Annotated in this window: 17 protein-coding genes, 1 tRNA gene and 1 pseudogene; 11 read left to right on the top strand and 8 right to left on the bottom strand. The window is 64.0% G+C overall.

Annotation, left to right across the window (positions count from 1 at the left end; translation table 11 throughout):
* Positions 1–70 precede the first annotated feature (70 nt).
* The 5 genes from FHU13_RS26330 (at position 71) to FHU13_RS26310 (ending at position 4,037) form a co-directional block, all read left to right on the top strand.
* Positions 71–880 (top strand): extradiol ring-cleavage dioxygenase, encoded by an 810-nt coding sequence (locus tag FHU13_RS26330; RefSeq protein WP_312889658.1) that lies wholly within the window; start codon positions 71–73, stop codon positions 878–880.
* The gene (locus FHU13_RS26325) at positions 880–1,146 is read left to right on the top strand and encodes a hypothetical protein (protein WP_183438779.1); all 267 of its coding nucleotides are present in this window, start codon (positions 880–882) and stop codon (positions 1,144–1,146) included. Before FHU13_RS26330 ends, FHU13_RS26325 begins: the two co-directional genes overlap by 1 nt.
* Before the next feature lie 57 nt (positions 1,147–1,203).
* Entirely contained in the window at positions 1,204–2,472 is a 1,269-nt protein-coding gene (locus FHU13_RS26320; protein WP_183438778.1) for an MFS transporter, read from the top strand.
* 20 nt (positions 2,473–2,492) lie between these two features.
* Entirely contained in the window at positions 2,493–3,299 is an 807-nt protein-coding gene (locus tag FHU13_RS26315; protein WP_183438777.1) for an SDR family oxidoreductase, read from the top strand.
* Positions 3,300–3,677: 378 nt separating this feature from the next.
* Entirely contained in the window at positions 3,678–4,037 is a 360-nt protein-coding gene (locus tag FHU13_RS26310) for a DUF4260 domain-containing protein (RefSeq protein WP_312889656.1), read from the top strand.
* Positions 4,038–4,188: 151 nt separating this feature from the next.
* Here the strand turns inward: FHU13_RS26310 and FHU13_RS26305 are convergent, their stop codons facing one another.
* The 3 genes from FHU13_RS26305 to FHU13_RS28340 form a co-directional block, all read right to left on the bottom strand.
* On the bottom strand, positions 4,189–4,584 hold the full coding sequence (locus tag FHU13_RS26305) for a hypothetical protein (protein WP_183438775.1): 396 nt from the start codon (positions 4,582–4,584) through the stop codon (positions 4,189–4,191).
* A 125-nt stretch (positions 4,585–4,709) separates the two neighbouring features.
* The gene (locus FHU13_RS26300; RefSeq protein WP_183438774.1) at positions 4,710–6,632 is read right to left on the bottom strand and encodes a Hint domain-containing protein; all 1,923 of its coding nucleotides are present in this window, start codon (positions 6,630–6,632) and stop codon (positions 4,710–4,712) included.
* Between the two features lie 499 nt (positions 6,633–7,131).
* Positions 7,132–7,260 carry a hypothetical protein gene (locus tag FHU13_RS28340; protein WP_281411672.1) on the bottom strand — a complete coding sequence of 43 codons (129 nt, stop codon included), beginning with the start codon at positions 7,258–7,260 and terminating at the stop codon, positions 7,132–7,134.
* A 171-nt stretch (positions 7,261–7,431) separates the two neighbouring features.
* Between FHU13_RS28340 and FHU13_RS26295 the strand changes: the two genes are divergently transcribed.
* A tRNA-Ile gene (locus FHU13_RS26295) sits at positions 7,432–7,507 on the top strand.
* Between the two features lie 41 nt (positions 7,508–7,548).
* Here FHU13_RS26295 and FHU13_RS26290 read toward each other — a convergent pair.
* The 3 genes from FHU13_RS26290 to FHU13_RS26280 all read right to left on the bottom strand — a co-directional run bounded on the left by FHU13_RS26290 (position 7,549) and on the right by FHU13_RS26280 (position 9,564).
* Positions 7,549–8,445, bottom strand: a complete 897-nt coding sequence (locus FHU13_RS26290; protein WP_246714896.1) for a site-specific integrase — start codon at positions 8,443–8,445, stop codon at positions 7,549–7,551.
* Between the two features lie 83 nt (positions 8,446–8,528).
* A complete protein-coding gene (locus FHU13_RS26285) occupies positions 8,529–9,041 on the bottom strand; it encodes a hypothetical protein (protein WP_183438773.1) in 513 nt (170 codons plus the stop codon).
* Positions 9,042–9,102: 61 nt separating this feature from the next.
* Entirely contained in the window at positions 9,103–9,564 is a 462-nt protein-coding gene (locus FHU13_RS26280; RefSeq protein ID WP_183438772.1) for a hypothetical protein, read from the bottom strand.
* Between the two features lie 317 nt (positions 9,565–9,881).
* Between FHU13_RS26280 and FHU13_RS28335 the strand changes: the two genes are divergently transcribed.
* On the top strand, positions 9,882–10,004 hold the full coding sequence (locus FHU13_RS28335) for a hypothetical protein (protein ID WP_281411671.1): 123 nt from the start codon (positions 9,882–9,884) through the stop codon (positions 10,002–10,004).
* 3 nt (positions 10,005–10,007) lie between these two features.
* On the opposite strand, the gene FHU13_RS26275 is transcribed toward FHU13_RS28335, so the two are convergent.
* The gene (locus FHU13_RS26275) at positions 10,008–10,694 is read right to left on the bottom strand and encodes a helix-turn-helix domain-containing protein (protein WP_210287868.1); all 687 of its coding nucleotides are present in this window, start codon (positions 10,692–10,694) and stop codon (positions 10,008–10,010) included.
* A gap of 88 nt (positions 10,695–10,782) precedes the next feature.
* Between FHU13_RS26275 and FHU13_RS28685 the strand changes: the two genes are divergently transcribed.
* Entirely contained in the window at positions 10,783–11,022 is a 240-nt protein-coding gene (locus FHU13_RS28685) for a YdaS family helix-turn-helix protein (protein WP_182569697.1), read from the top strand.
* A gap of 105 nt (positions 11,023–11,127) precedes the next feature.
* On the opposite strand, the gene FHU13_RS26265 is transcribed toward FHU13_RS28685, so the two are convergent.
* Positions 11,128–11,376 carry a hypothetical protein gene (locus tag FHU13_RS26265; RefSeq protein WP_183438770.1) on the bottom strand — a complete coding sequence of 83 codons (249 nt, stop codon included), beginning with the start codon at positions 11,374–11,376 and terminating at the stop codon, positions 11,128–11,130.
* Positions 11,377–11,648: 272 nt separating this feature from the next.
* Between FHU13_RS26265 and FHU13_RS26260 the strand changes: the two genes are divergently transcribed.
* The 3 genes and pseudogenes from FHU13_RS26260 to FHU13_RS26250 form a co-directional block, all read left to right on the top strand.
* Complete coding sequence (locus FHU13_RS26260; RefSeq protein ID WP_246714895.1) at positions 11,649–12,068, top strand: hypothetical protein; 420 nt, start codon at positions 11,649–11,651, stop codon at positions 12,066–12,068.
* A gap of 86 nt (positions 12,069–12,154) precedes the next feature.
* Entirely contained in the window at positions 12,155–12,424 is a 270-nt protein-coding gene (locus FHU13_RS26255) for a DUF2312 domain-containing protein (protein ID WP_183438769.1), read from the top strand.
* A gap of 5 nt (positions 12,425–12,429) precedes the next feature.
* Positions 12,430–12,696: pseudogene (locus FHU13_RS26250) on the top strand (hypothetical protein); the annotation flags it as partial.

Genomic DNA, 12,696 nt, shown 5'->3' with positions numbered 1-12,696 from the left:
GCCGGAAGCGAACCGCACCGGCCGTTCACGAAGGTGGAAGCTCTTGGCGGAAATCGTCGCAGCTTACGTCGTGCCGCACACGCCGAGCTTCATCGCCGAGGTGAAGGCGAATGGGGAGAGTTCGGAGACAGCGCGCTTCTTCGGCGAGATCAGACGACACTTGGCGGCGGCGTGCCCGGATGTGATCGTCTCGATCAGCAATGATCACTTCAATACGTTCTTTTTTGACAACTGGCCGACGTTCGCGATCGGGACGGCGGACTGTACAGCCGGGCCGAGTGATCAGACGCCCGAGATGCCGTGGTACGAGGTGAAGATCGCCTCCGATCTCGCCCAGCATCTTCTGGATTGTCTCATGGCGGACGAGTTCGACATGGCGCGCTCGCTCGAGTTCCAACTCGACCACGCCCACTTGGTCCCGCTTCATTTCCTCACGCCCGAGATGTCGATTCCGATCGTCCCGGTCTTCATCAACTGCATCGTCCCGCCCTTGCCAGGAAGCCGGCGCTGCTACCGACTGGGTCGCTCCGTCGCGGCGGCCGTGGCGCGTTGGACCGGCGGCCAAAGGGTCGCTGTCCTGGCTAGTGGATCCCTGAGTCTCGAGATCGGCGGGCCGCGGGCCTTCGAGAACAAGACGTTCGGCGTGCCCGATCCCGAGTGGGCCAGGTGGGTGCTAGCGCAGGTCCGGACCGGCCAGACCGAGGCGCTGATAGAGGCCGCGTCCGAGAGCCGGATGCTAGCGGCCGGAAACGTGGCGGGCGAATTACTGAACTGGATCTCGGTGCTCGGCGTGATCGATGCTGCCACGCCCGACATCCTCATCGATCAGCCGGCGTTGGGCAACGCCTTCGCGGCTTGGACCGTGAGAGGCGTCGCTTGATGAGCGCCTATCAGATTCACAAGCTCTGCCGCCGCATCCTGCACGATCCGGACTTCAGAGCTTGGATGCAGGCCGAGCCCGCGCAGGCGCTGGCGAGCATGCCGCTGACCGACGACGAGCGGACCGCCGTCCTAGCAGGAGACGTGGGCTGGCTGCTGCGTGCGGGCGCCTCCGGCTTCCTGCTGCTGATCCTCAGCAGATTCGAGATTTGCGGTCTCACGCTCCCGATCTTCAATCGGCGCATGCGGTCAGAGATCAGGACCTGAAGCAGTAACAAGCACAAAAACTAAGGTGATCCGGAACAGACCGGACGGGAGGAACCTATGACCGAAGTAGTTGGCCAGATCGGCCCCATTCAAAGGCGTGTGCTGGCCAGCAGCTTCATCGGCTGGATGTTCGACGGCTTCGAAACGAGCACGCTCATCCTGGTGGGCGGCGCGGCTGTCGCTTCGTTTCTCCCGGATGCGGACACCGACGTGGTGCGGCTCAACGTCGGTACGGCGCTAGGCGCGACGCTCGCCGGTTGGGCCGTCGGCGGTGTCATCGGCAGCATCATGGCCGATTACGTCGGACGCAAGAAGATGCTCATGATTTCGATCGCGGGTTACTGCGCTTTCACCGCACTCACGGCCGCGAGCTACTCGATCGGTGCGTTGATCGCACTTCGCTTTCTCACTGGACTGTTCCTCGGCTCCGAGTGGAGCACAGGAACGGCGCTGGTGGCCGAGACTTGGCCGGACCATGCGCGGGCAAAAGCGCTTGGCATCATGCAGTCCGGCTACGGATTCGGGTTCTTCCTGGCTGCGGGATTGTGGCTCGTCATACAGCCGCTCGGCCCTGAAGCCTGGCGTTGGATGTTCGTGATCGGCGTGCTGCCGGCAATCGGGCTGGTCTATATCCGGCGCGAGGTCGGCGAGTCGAGATTGTGGGAGGACGCGGCCGCGGAGCGGCGAACCGGGGCGATCAAGCGGGACTTCACCGTCTTCGAACTCGTTCAGGACAGGGAGGCCCGTTCGCGGGCGATCGCGACGCTCGTCATGTCCGCCGTGACCGTCTCCGTATTCTACGCCATCAGCGCGCTCACGGGCCCCTTCATCGGCGCCCTGGCGGCGCAGGAGGGCCGCCATGCGCCGAGTTGGGCCAGTATCAGCGCCCTGGTCTACAATGCAGGCGCGATCGTCGGGTACATATCGGCCGGCTTCGTGGCCGATGCGCTAGGCCGCAAACGATACATGAACCTGTCGTTCATTGGAGCCGTCGCTTCCGGCATCCTGATGTACTTCGTCCCTCAGGCCCTGGTGCCCGCCCTGGCGGCCGTCTTCATCCTCGGCATATTCACCCTCGGCGTGTTCTCTTGGATGCCGATCTACCTGCCTGAACTGTTCGCGACGCGAATCCGCGCTACCGCGTCCGGCGTGGTCTTCAATCTCGGTCGCCTCGTAGCGTTCCCGCTGCCCATACTGACGGCATTCCTCTTTGCAGAGCTCGGCGGATATCAGTCGACTGTCCTTGTGCTCTGCTGCCTGTACATCGTGTCCATCGCGGCGCTGAATTTTCTGCCCGAGACGAAGAACAGCCACCTTCCATCGTAATAGAACAGCAGGAGTATGTCATGGACCTCGGTATCATGGGTCGAGCGGCCGTCGTCACCGGCGCGAGCACTGGAATCGGCTTAGCGGTGGCTAGGGAGCTCGTGGAGAATGGTGTCTCCGTGCTCATCGTCGCCCGCGACGAGAGGCGGCTCGAGGTTGCGGCGGCAGGGCTCCGGCGGCACAGCCAGGCGAAGATCGCCTCGCTCGCGCTAGATGTCGCGAGCCCAGGGGCCGGCGATCGGATCGTCAATGCCGCGGTGTCGAGCTTCGGCGCGCTCGATATCCTTGTGAACAACGCCGGCCGAGCCCACGCCGGTGGCCTCATGACCTCGTCAGACAGTGACTGGGATGAGATGACGGTCCTGAAGCTCAGCTCTATGCGTCGGATCTGCAAAGCGGCCATCCCGCATATGCGGACCAAGCAATGGGGGCGCATCGTCAACATGTCTTCGATCGGCGGGATCTACCCGAACCCGAAGCTCCTGATCTCGCACGTCCTCAGCGCAGCGATCAACAACCTCACGAAGTCACTGGCGCTGGAAGTCGCAGCGGACGGCATCCTCGTGAACGCGATCGGGATCGGCGCTGTTGCCACGGACAACTGGGCCAACAACATGCTGCCAGCCGTACGCCGGAGTCGGGCCGAGATGGCTGGCCTCAGCGACAACGAGGTTTTGGCACGAGTGGGTGCTGAGATGACGCCGGTCGGTCGCGCCGGCACCCCTGAGGAGATCGCCGCCATCGCGGCCTTTCTCGTCTCCGCCCGGAATGGATTCGTGACGGGCGACACGATCGAGGCATCGGGCGGAGCGGATCGGTTCATGTAGTTTCGCGCGACAGCCAGCTTTTGGGCGATAGTCCTCGGCGGTCCACATAGGCCGAGATGGGCGCACTCCCGGTCCCGGGGGCTGCATCGTTATCTAGAGGCGAGGACGAGAAACCGCGTCGGTCCGGGTCCGCTTTCCAGGAGCAGAACGAGCGGCCTGAATGGCCGCCCCGGAGCGCGGAGCAGTACGTCTGCTTTCGGGCGAAGGGTCAACTTCCGCTGCCCGCCCTTAGTAGGCCCTGGGAAGGTCCGCTTTCAGGCTTTGGGTAGAACGGTCTCGGATGGCTGCAACGAGTGGAAGCCGCCAGTCCGCTTATATTGGGGCAACAGCCAACTCCGGGGGCGCACATTGAGCGGGATCGTTAGTGGATGGCCGCAGGTGCTCCTGCGCCTCGAAGGCCTGTCCGTCCTCATCGCCGCTTCAGCGGCCTATGCGTGGCAGGGCGGGAGTTGGTGGCTGTTTGCCGCTCTCTTCTTCGTGCCCGATCTTTCCATGCTCGGCTACCTCGGCGGGCGCAAGGCGGGGGCCATGCTGTACAACGTCGGTCACTGGTACGTACTGCCCCTTGCATGCGTCGCCTGGGGCGTATCAGGACAGGCGACGCAGGTTCTGGCGACCGGTCTCGTCTGGGCTGCGCATATCGGTTTCGACCGCGCCCTGGGGTACGGCCTCAAATACGGAGAGGGCTTCGGCGTCAGTCACCTAGGGGCGATGGGTAAGGCCCAGCGCGAGGCGTAGCAGCGATCGGCAATGGTTCGACAACGAACAGCCAACTGAGCCGGAAGGTGGACCCGGAACGGATGTTTGGTTTCCACTCCTAGCGAGCCATGAGTACGAAGTCAGGCCGCAGGGTTGAACGTGTGGCATCAGACCTCGGCGTCTGGGTCGTTCACGCCTTCTGCGCTCGCGCCGCGAACTCCCATATTGGGATGCCGACCGGCGCGCCGGCCACGTTCCGATAGCCGCTCACATTGCCAAAGAGGATCCGGTTCGGCTCGATGCCGATCGCCTTGTGACCGCCCGTCATCATCACCCCGCACCAATCCACTCGCAGCGTGCCGTGCTCGGGATGAACACCGAAGAGTTGCGGCGTTGTCCAGCCCAATCGCACAGCCTCAGCGCCGAAGCGCTCGATGAAGTCGGTGCATGCTTCGTGGATGTTCGCCCAGGCGGCGGTGCCGAGATACCGGCATGGCGAGGACGTTGGGCGGAGTGCGCCAAAGGCCTTGCGCCACTCGGCTGCTTGGGGCGGAAGCGGATCGGACGCGAGTTCGGGAAGGAGCATTACGGCTGCCGGCTGATGGCGGGGCCGACGGCATAGGGGCGCCGGGTTGCTCCAGGCTTACCGGCTCCTCATGAGCCTACCTTGGCAGGCGATGGTTAGCCCATCGCCCGCACCATAAGGCCTTGTTACGAAGCACATGCGTCGAAGACAGCGCCTTCATCCCAAGCGCACTGCGCGTTCAGCGTACCGGCGAAAACCGCGTCGAGCCGCACTCGCTCGGCCTGGACCACTCGGCCGTCGATCGCCACTGGACGGCAGCGGGCGTCCCAGCCCGTAGGCACGAAGTCCGGATTTTGCAGAGCGTGGTCCGAGGTCTCCACGAAGAAGGCGCGGTCACCGCCATCGATGTAGCTTTCGGCCGGCAGACCTTCAGCGAGGAGGATGTCGTGGCTGTCGAGTTCGACGTGCCAGTAGGTGACGCTGGTGCGGGGCTCGCGGATGATCGTGGTGCCGTTGATCAGGCACATGACGGGCACGAGCACGCCGCCCTCGCTGTCGGCATCGGCTCCGATCAGCACCGGGTGGCCCGGCGAAAGGAAGAGGTCGCGGATTGGCAGGCCACCACCGAAGGCACCGACGCGGACGCGGACCGGCTGCTGGTCGTGCGGCAAAGCGCGGCCTTGTCTCGCGAGGTGGCGCTGCCCGATCCAAATGATAGGCCGGAACGCGCCTGATGCGGTCACGGCAAGATCGCCGACGCGCAGGTCCTCAACCACAATCTCAGCAACGACATCGTTCCGCACCGCACGGATATGAGTGCCGCTGCAGTAGCAGACGGCAACGGTCTCGTCATTGAATTGCAGCGTCTGGAAGTTGGAAAGCGTGCTGGCTACACCGACGGGCTGTGCAGACAGGTCAGTGCCGCCGGTGCGCGTGACAATCGTCTTCCCGTCCAGCTGGGATACCACGTAGTCGGATCTGTTGCCGGAGAACTTAGCAATGTTCTGTCCAGCACCGCCGTCGGCCGTATTATTCCGCGTAACGCTGACCGTAACCACATCGTTGCCAGATCCAAAGTAGGCATTCTGGATATATGTTCTATCGTAGATCGCGATGTTGTTGGTCATCCCGAAGGCGCTGCTGTACGTGCCCCCGTTGAGGTTCAGCGTCGCGGCGTCACTGCTACCGGAGAGATCGAGCGTGTTGCCGCTCGCGGCAGTGCCGTAGAGGGTCACGATAGGACGAGTGTTGGTTGTGAAGTCGAAATACGGCTGCAGGCTGCCCGTAATAGTCGTGTTATAACCGAACGTCTGCGCCGTGTTTAGCGGACCGCTCGTCTGCGCGCCGTACAGCCGTTGGATTGCGTCGATGTCCACCGGCATCCACGTGGTGGGGTAGTACTTGAGGCCACCTGATGTCCAGTTCGTCGCCCCAACGACGCTGGGATAAGCAAGCTGATCGTGCGGGCTGAAATATGACATCGTCGTAGAGACTTGATTGTCATAGGGGCCGTATTGCTGACTAATGGTGTTCGTATTGTTGTAGGGGCCAGCATGGCCGAGCCCGAGAGCGTGACCAACCTCGTGCACCACCGTGCTGACACCGTAGCCGCCCGTCCGGAAATCGCCCAGAGATCCATGGCCACCCGTCGCCGTAGGGGTGTCAGCGATGTCCATCGAGATTATGACCTGACCACCAAGTGGCGGCGTGATCACGCTCGTGCCTGCCGCGTGATCCGTTGACTGCGATCCCGCGAATGCCGCGCTTTCGGCATTCCGGGTGAAGCCGATATTGGCGGCGCCCTCTGAGTACGTCTGCTGGAAGGAAATGTTCGCGACCGCGGACCACAGATCCAGAGCAGACACTAACGAGGCTTGCTCGCCTGCATTCCAGTTCGAACTCGGATCAAAGGCGTAGTTTAGGGTGCCGCCCGCCGTGCCGGCACTGTTGCTCGTCCCCCAATGGAACTGGCTTGACGCACTGCCGTAAGTGTCGGGATTATCACCGATATAAGTTGCAAACGTCTGACCAGCTAATGTTCCATCCGCATTGACACCAGAAATGTAGGTGACCTGTTGCTCACGGGTATTGCCAACAGCATTTGCCATCTGCTTATGCTCAAACTTAGATTAGACAGATAATAAATTCATTCCATCATACTGCATAAGCGCTGCTTGTGCATGATGAGTGGTGGATGGAATGAAATTTATTTCTGCTATCACGAGCGTGGGGGGCATAGATAGGGATATTTGCCGCGAGCAGGCGCTTCTGTAACTCGATCTGACTGGGTGTGGCAGCACGGCATCGGGGAACGGCGAAGCCGGCTGTCGGGAGATCAGCCATGCCGGTGGCCTATGATGCGAGCGTAAGCCTCAGCGCACGCAGGACGGCAGGAGGCGCTTGACGTTCTAACGTCGACTTAACCGTCCGCCCCGGCCGAAACGCCATATCTGGTCAGGACGCGCGCTCGTGGGAGGCGAGAGGCGACCGCCAGCGGGCACGGCGGCTGTCGTCACCATTTGCAGCCACAGGGGCTATGCCGCGGCCCAGGCTGGAACCAAGACCCCATCGGGCACCATGGCATAGGTCGCGGACACCGCGGAAATCTCACGGTGCTTCGAAGCCGCGGCGCGGGAAACGGATAACATGGCGGTGGTCAACTGCCGCGTTCACCTGCTTGTCGGTGACGGCCTTGGCCTTGAAGAGTTCGCTGACGGTGGGGGAAGGGTCGGGCATGCCGAACCGAAGCACGGTTCCGTCACCGTGACCAGCGCTGGCGCATCGCCAAGGGCTTGCCCGAAGCCCCCTCCCCGGCTACTCAAAAGCGTCGTTTCTGTCGTCGTTTCTGTCGCCCAACCTGTCGTCGAGAGCCGAAGTTGAGCGTAAGTAATTGGCAGTAAAGCGCTAGGGCCTGTAGCTCAATGGTTAGAGCCGACCGCTCATAACGGTCTGGTTGCAGGTTCGAGTCCTGCCGGGCCCACCACAACCAACGCATTGATACATCAAGATAACTCTATAAGCAGGCTATGCCCCTGCGTCTGCCGATTTCGGCTTAGCCAACGGTTTGACCAACGATTGCGGCTTCCTGCGTCGGTTCTTGAAGGCGCTTGCCGCCTCGTTTTGGAAGTCGGGATGGTGGTGGCCGTAGACCTTCTGCAGCATCTCGGGCGTCATCCCAAGATAGCCGGCCGCCTCCCATAGATTGACCCCTTGCTGCATCAGCCATGTTGCGGCGGTGTGCCGTAAAACGTGCGGAGAAGCGTCTTCCTCAAGTCCTGCGAGCCGCACCGCCGTGGCGAACGCCGTCTTCACTGACGCCACCGGCCTGCCGTTCCACTCGACGACGTACTCGGGCAGCGTGCCGTCCTTGCGGGGAATTTGCGACCAGACGCGCAGGCGGGCCAGAACATGCGACGGTAGCTTCACGGGAGGCTGGCGCTTGTTGGTGGCCCGCCTGCCCTGTGCGAGGCAGTAGTAAACCCCTTCGTCAAGATCGACGTACGACCTGCCCTCCCCTCGCTGGAACGCAGCGGACGCGATGGCTCCGGCCCGGGTGCCTGTGTAGAGGCCGAGAAGGATGAAGCGCGCGAGGTGGCGCAGCGGGCGCTTCTTGGTCGCGACCTGCTTTCCCTTGCGCGTGCCGGTGTTCCAGGCCTGCACCTCGCGGTAGCGCCAGCACGTCCAGAGTAGGCGGGCGGCCTCCGATCGGGTCAGCCAGCGCATGCGCGACTCGCCCTTCCTCGACTGCCGGAAAGTCGTGCGGGGCGATGCGGTGCTCGTCCGCGCCGACAGGGGCGAACTGCTGTTGCAGCAGGCCACGACAGCCAGGCCGCAGAGAACCGCAATCACGCTAAAACCGGCAGCGATCGAGATGGCGGTGACGTCGACGGACGGCTGAGCGGCCGGCTGTTGCACGGACATGGCAGGCCTCGTTGTCGTTGGAGGGTCGGGAGAGAGGGGCCGCCGGCCGCGAGGAGATCCTGGGCCAGGGCGATTACGGTGGGTCAGGCCGCTGCGGGAGAGACGAAGCCGGCCTCGTGCGTGGCGTGCGTCGGCGCGGGTGCGGCGCTCTTGCCGTAGGGATGTGCGGCATCGAGGCGAGCGAGTTCGGCACCGACCGCGTGCGCACGGTCGATCATGGATCGCTCGGCGGCTTCGTGCGCATCGGCCCGGCGCATCGCGGTGCGGAGGCTGTTGCGATTGTTCTGATCGAGGCGCCGCGCCTGCGCCTCGGCGAGGTCGGCCTCGCTGGCGTAGGTGCCGGAAGTGCCGGCGAGCGCGTTCCGATGCACCGCCCGCAGGGCGATCATCGCCTCCTCGAAACGCAGCCTGGCCATGTGGGCGACGTGGCCGCCACGGGCGCCGAGCTGCGCGCTGGTCGCGTCGTCGATGGCGATCTTGCGGACGATGGCGCTGTAGTCCTGCGCCATCAGGCACAGGTGCTCGACGGAGTCGGCGAGATCGAGAGACGAGATGGCAGGCTCGGGCTGGTCGGCCTGGCTGAACGGCGCGCACATGGGTGGCCTCGTCGGGCTGGTGTTGCGGGAAGGTGAAAGGGCGCGCCGAAGCGCGGCAGGCTCAGGCGGCGCGGGCGGGCTCGGCTTCGTCGGCAGTGAGGTCCAGCGCGACGGCGAGGCGTTCGCGGGCGGTCAGCGGACCGGTTTTGCCGAGGGTGCAGCGATGCAGCTCGGTGGCGCCGCTGTCGGTCATGCGCTCGACCCAGCCTTCGACCTCAGCGGGGTGGATGTCGGTGCGGATGTCGAGGATGCGGGCGGCGCCGGCCGCGTCACGGGCGACGGCCAGGGCGACGCACGGCCCACCGAAGGCCAGGGAGCCGGGCTCGAAGCGATCGACGCGGAAGATGTAGCGGGCGCCGGTCAGGCCGCGCCAAGCCGAGTTCAGGTAGGTGAAGCCGCCGGGCTCCTTCGGGTTCGGCAGGCCGCTCAGGCGCTGCGCTTCGCAGATCGCCGCGAGAGCCGCACGCTGCCCGCGCATCCGGTCTTTCTCACGGCCCCAGTTCAAGGGTGGCTTGTTGGACATCGGCGGCGGCTCCATCGCGGGGTGGCGATGAGCAAACACTATGACCGAGGTGTTTGGTTGTCAACTACCACGGTAGGTGACGCGGCGACGACGTAGTTACCCACAATGATCCCCAGGCCGTAGGGATTGACCCGGGAGGGAACAGAACGCGAACATCGCCATTGTTGGGTAGGGAGTCGCAAGTGGCAGAGCAGGCAGAGCGAAAGACGTACTACGTCGTGCAGAGCTTCAGCCGGCTACAGGGGCGCCTTCAGATGGACCCGCCTCGAGAAGCGCGCTCAGAGGCCGCGGCACTCCGAACAGCAGAGCGACTGTCCATGCGAAAGGCTTCCGTGCTGGTGCTGGCGCGGACAGGCAGTCCGTCGACAAGCGAGTTCGACGAACCGGTGCTCGTGCGTTCCTACGGCAGCCTTGACGACCCAGAAGATCTGCCGTTCTGAAGCCTATCGCAGCTTCTTGCTGACGATCCTGTGGCGCGTCGCCCATTCGAGGCGATCGAGCTCGAAGTCCTTCGGCGGTTGATGCTGGCGCACGAGCCACGCATCGCCCTTGTCAGTGAGGTAGCGCTTCACTGTCGCCGTCGGCTCGTCGTTCTTGTTGCTATAAAATACGCACGAAGTGTTTGGTAAAATTGGCAATTTCGGGTTGATGTAAAGAGTGTCGCCCGGCTCAAATTCCGGAACCATCGACTCGCCTACGATGAGGATGGCGTAGCCGTTCTTCACGCCCTGCAACTCGTGTGGGCGCCTCTCCTGTCCGATGGCGTCTCGCTCGATGAGGATGTTACCAGCGCCACCTTCGGCCGCGGCATACAGCGGGATGTCCCCGACGAGGCCGGCCGCCATCGCCCAATATGCTGGGTCAAGCGCGAACTCTGGCGGTGCGGCCTCCGCCCCGAACGCTCGCGCTAGATCAGGTCCACCCATCCAAGGGCCAAAAGCTGAGGCGGGGAACTGACTAGGGTCGAGCTCCAGATACTCGACGAGCGCGCGCAGAGCCTTGGTCGTCTCGACCTGCTTCAGCTCAATTTTACCGATGATCGCCTGGGAGACGCCCACCGCGCGCGCCAACTTCGCTTGGCTCAGACCGCGCGCCTCGCGCGCTTCGCGGATGAGATCGTGCCACGTCATAGGTTGGCATTCTACTACCACGGTCGTGGGAACGCTTCGACAATTTGGTGATTGACTACCAAACACATCGGTAGTTATATCGACCACCATGAGCACGCGATCCCTCATTCAAGCGGCGATCACCATGCTTGGCTCCGAAGCCAAGCTGGGCGCGGCATGTGGCGTCACACAGGGCGCGATCTGGAAAGCGAAGACAGCCGGGCGCGTGTCCGGCGAACTCGCCGTGAAGATCGAGAAGGCTACCCGGTGCGCAATCCCGCGCTGGCGTTTGAGGCCTGACCTCTGGGACGCGCCGTCGGCTGCCCCGGCCACTTCGGAGGCTGCTTGAGCGCAGCATGATCAGCTTCTCCCCCTTCCGTCAGCCAAACGGCCCCTTGGCTGCCGGATCGCGCCCGATCCTGTCTCACGTTCCCGCGTCTGGATCGGGCGCACCTCAGTTCAGCACCGCCAGCATCGGCCGGGTGGCGATGACGCGGGCCACCACGTCGCGCGCCTCGTGCGCTGCATCGGCCAGCGTCGGATCCACCTGCACCACGCCGAGCATCGCCTCGACCATGTGCCGGGACAGCGCCTCGCGTCCGTCTTCGCTGCGCTCGACCTCGCGCCGCACCAGCCACGTCACCATGGCGTGCATCGCCAGGATGGTCGCGGCGCCGTCGGTCTCCTGCGTGTGCTCGTTCATTTCGCTCTCCGTTTCGCGCTTCGGCGCATCCGTGGCCCCGCTGAGGGGCGGACCTTCTCAGGTCGTTTCCTCCCAGCCTCGCCGGAGCCTTCGGGCTCCGGCCTTTTCTTCCTCGCGCGTCCGCCGGTGCCGCCAAGCTGATGGCGGTCGCGCGTCGATCCCTAGTGTTGCGTCCTCCGCTTCAAGTCTCTGTCCGGCCGCTGGTCTCCACGAGATGCAATTCAGCATGTCGGAGTGCTCAGATGCGGACAATTTTTGCCCGGAAACGGACAATGCAGACCGCCGCTAACCTCGCCAATCCGCTGGTCGATGCTCTGGTGCGCCACGCCGAGCGCCGCACCGGCTCGCGGATGCTGGCCTACGAGGCCGTTGGCCGGATGATCGGCACGACCGCGTCATGGGTGCGCAAGTTCGTCGGCAACCAGCCGGTGCGGCTCGACGCGGACACGTTCCTGCGCATCCGCGCGAGCTACCAAGCCAACTGCGACCGCTGGGACGCCCAGGCAGACGAAGATCGAGCGGCGTTCTTCGCGCTCGGAGGGGGGAGACGATGCAATGGATCAGGGCACGAACGCGCGCCTGGATGTGGCGGAAGGCGCGCGAGCTACGCGAGGCCGGCAAGCCTCTGCCGTGGTGGCTCCGCTGGTGGATCAGGGCGCGCAGTGACTGACGCCGCTCAATCGATGCGCTGAGCGCACAAGCAAGCCGCCCAGAACTGCTGATTGTCGATCAGGGCAGGGTCCGAGCGGCCGCCGTCTCTTGGGAAGAGGACAAGACTATGAGCACACCCGCAGCAGTCGGGCAAGGCGATCCGTCTTCGGTCGCCGCCGATCAACTGAAATCGATTATCGAGCGCATCGAGAGACTTGAGGAGGAGAAGGCCGGCATCGCTGGCGATATCTCCGACGTCTACGCCGAGGCCAAGGGCAACGGCTTCGACGTGAAGGTGCTGCGCTCCATCATCCGACTCCGGAAGAAAGATCACGACGAGAGGCAGGAAGAGGAAGCGATCCTCGAACTGTACCTTCAAGCGCTCGGGATGGCGTAGCCGACATGCGCGCGCCCTCTCTCTCATCCGCAAAGCTGGGCGCGCGCCTCAAACCCGAGGAGCGCCCGGTCTACGCACAGCGTCGGATCGTGCCCTCGGTCGAGATCCGTTTCCCGCTGCCGCCGAGCACGAACAGCCTGTTCGCCAACGTCGTCGGCCGCGGTCGCGTGAAGACCCCGAAGTACCGGGCATGGCGCCAGCAGGCCGTGCTCCTGATCGACGTGCAGCGCCCCGGCCGGATGGCCGGCCCCTGCGATGTCGTGATCTACCTG

This window comes from Methylobacterium sp. R2-1 (assembly GCF_014191355.1).
In the GTDB taxonomy this organism is placed as follows: domain Bacteria; phylum Pseudomonadota; class Alphaproteobacteria; order Rhizobiales; family Beijerinckiaceae; genus Methylobacterium.
Note: the sequence above shows the minus strand (reverse complement) of the source record. Positions and strands in the feature narration are given on the sequence as shown.

Bases quoted from the DNA above. Each gene is read 5' to 3' on its own strand.
- FHU13_RS26255 (WP_183438769.1), top strand. From the start codon at position 12,155: ATGAGCACACCCGCAGCAGTCGGGCAAGGCGATCCGTCTTCGGTCGCC.
- FHU13_RS26325 (WP_183438779.1), top strand. From the start codon at position 880: ATGAGCGCCTATCAGATTCACAAGCTCTGCCGCCGCATCCTGCACGAT.
- FHU13_RS26280 (WP_183438772.1), bottom strand. From the start codon at position 9,564: ATGTCCAACAAGCCACCCTTGAACTGGGGCCGTGAGAAAGACCGGATG.
- FHU13_RS26290 (WP_246714896.1), bottom strand. From the start codon at position 8,445: ATGTCCGTGCAACAGCCGGCCGCTCAGCCGTCCGTCGACGTCACCGCC.
- FHU13_RS26260 (WP_246714895.1), top strand. From the start codon at position 11,649: ATGCAGACCGCCGCTAACCTCGCCAATCCGCTGGTCGATGCTCTGGTG.
- FHU13_RS26315 (WP_183438777.1), top strand. From the start codon at position 2,493: ATGGACCTCGGTATCATGGGTCGAGCGGCCGTCGTCACCGGCGCGAGC.
- FHU13_RS26320 (WP_183438778.1), top strand. From the start codon at position 1,204: ATGACCGAAGTAGTTGGCCAGATCGGCCCCATTCAAAGGCGTGTGCTG.
- FHU13_RS26305 (WP_183438775.1), bottom strand. From the start codon at position 4,584: ATGCTCCTTCCCGAACTCGCGTCCGATCCGCTTCCGCCCCAAGCAGCC.
- FHU13_RS28685 (WP_182569697.1), top strand. From the start codon at position 10,783: ATGAGCACGCGATCCCTCATTCAAGCGGCGATCACCATGCTTGGCTCC.
- FHU13_RS26275 (WP_210287868.1), bottom strand. From the start codon at position 10,694: ATGACGTGGCACGATCTCATCCGCGAAGCGCGCGAGGCGCGCGGTCTG.
- FHU13_RS26285 (WP_183438773.1), bottom strand. From the start codon at position 9,041: ATGTGCGCGCCGTTCAGCCAGGCCGACCAGCCCGAGCCTGCCATCTCG.
- FHU13_RS26300 (WP_183438774.1), bottom strand. From the start codon at position 6,632: ATGGCAAATGCTGTTGGCAATACCCGTGAGCAACAGGTCACCTACATT.
- FHU13_RS28340 (WP_281411672.1), bottom strand. From the start codon at position 7,260: ATGCCCGACCCTTCCCCCACCGTCAGCGAACTCTTCAAGGCCAAGGCC.
- FHU13_RS26265 (WP_183438770.1), bottom strand. From the start codon at position 11,376: ATGAACGAGCACACGCAGGAGACCGACGGCGCCGCGACCATCCTGGCG.
- FHU13_RS28335 (WP_281411671.1), top strand. From the start codon at position 9,882: ATGCGAAAGGCTTCCGTGCTGGTGCTGGCGCGGACAGGCAGTCCGTCG.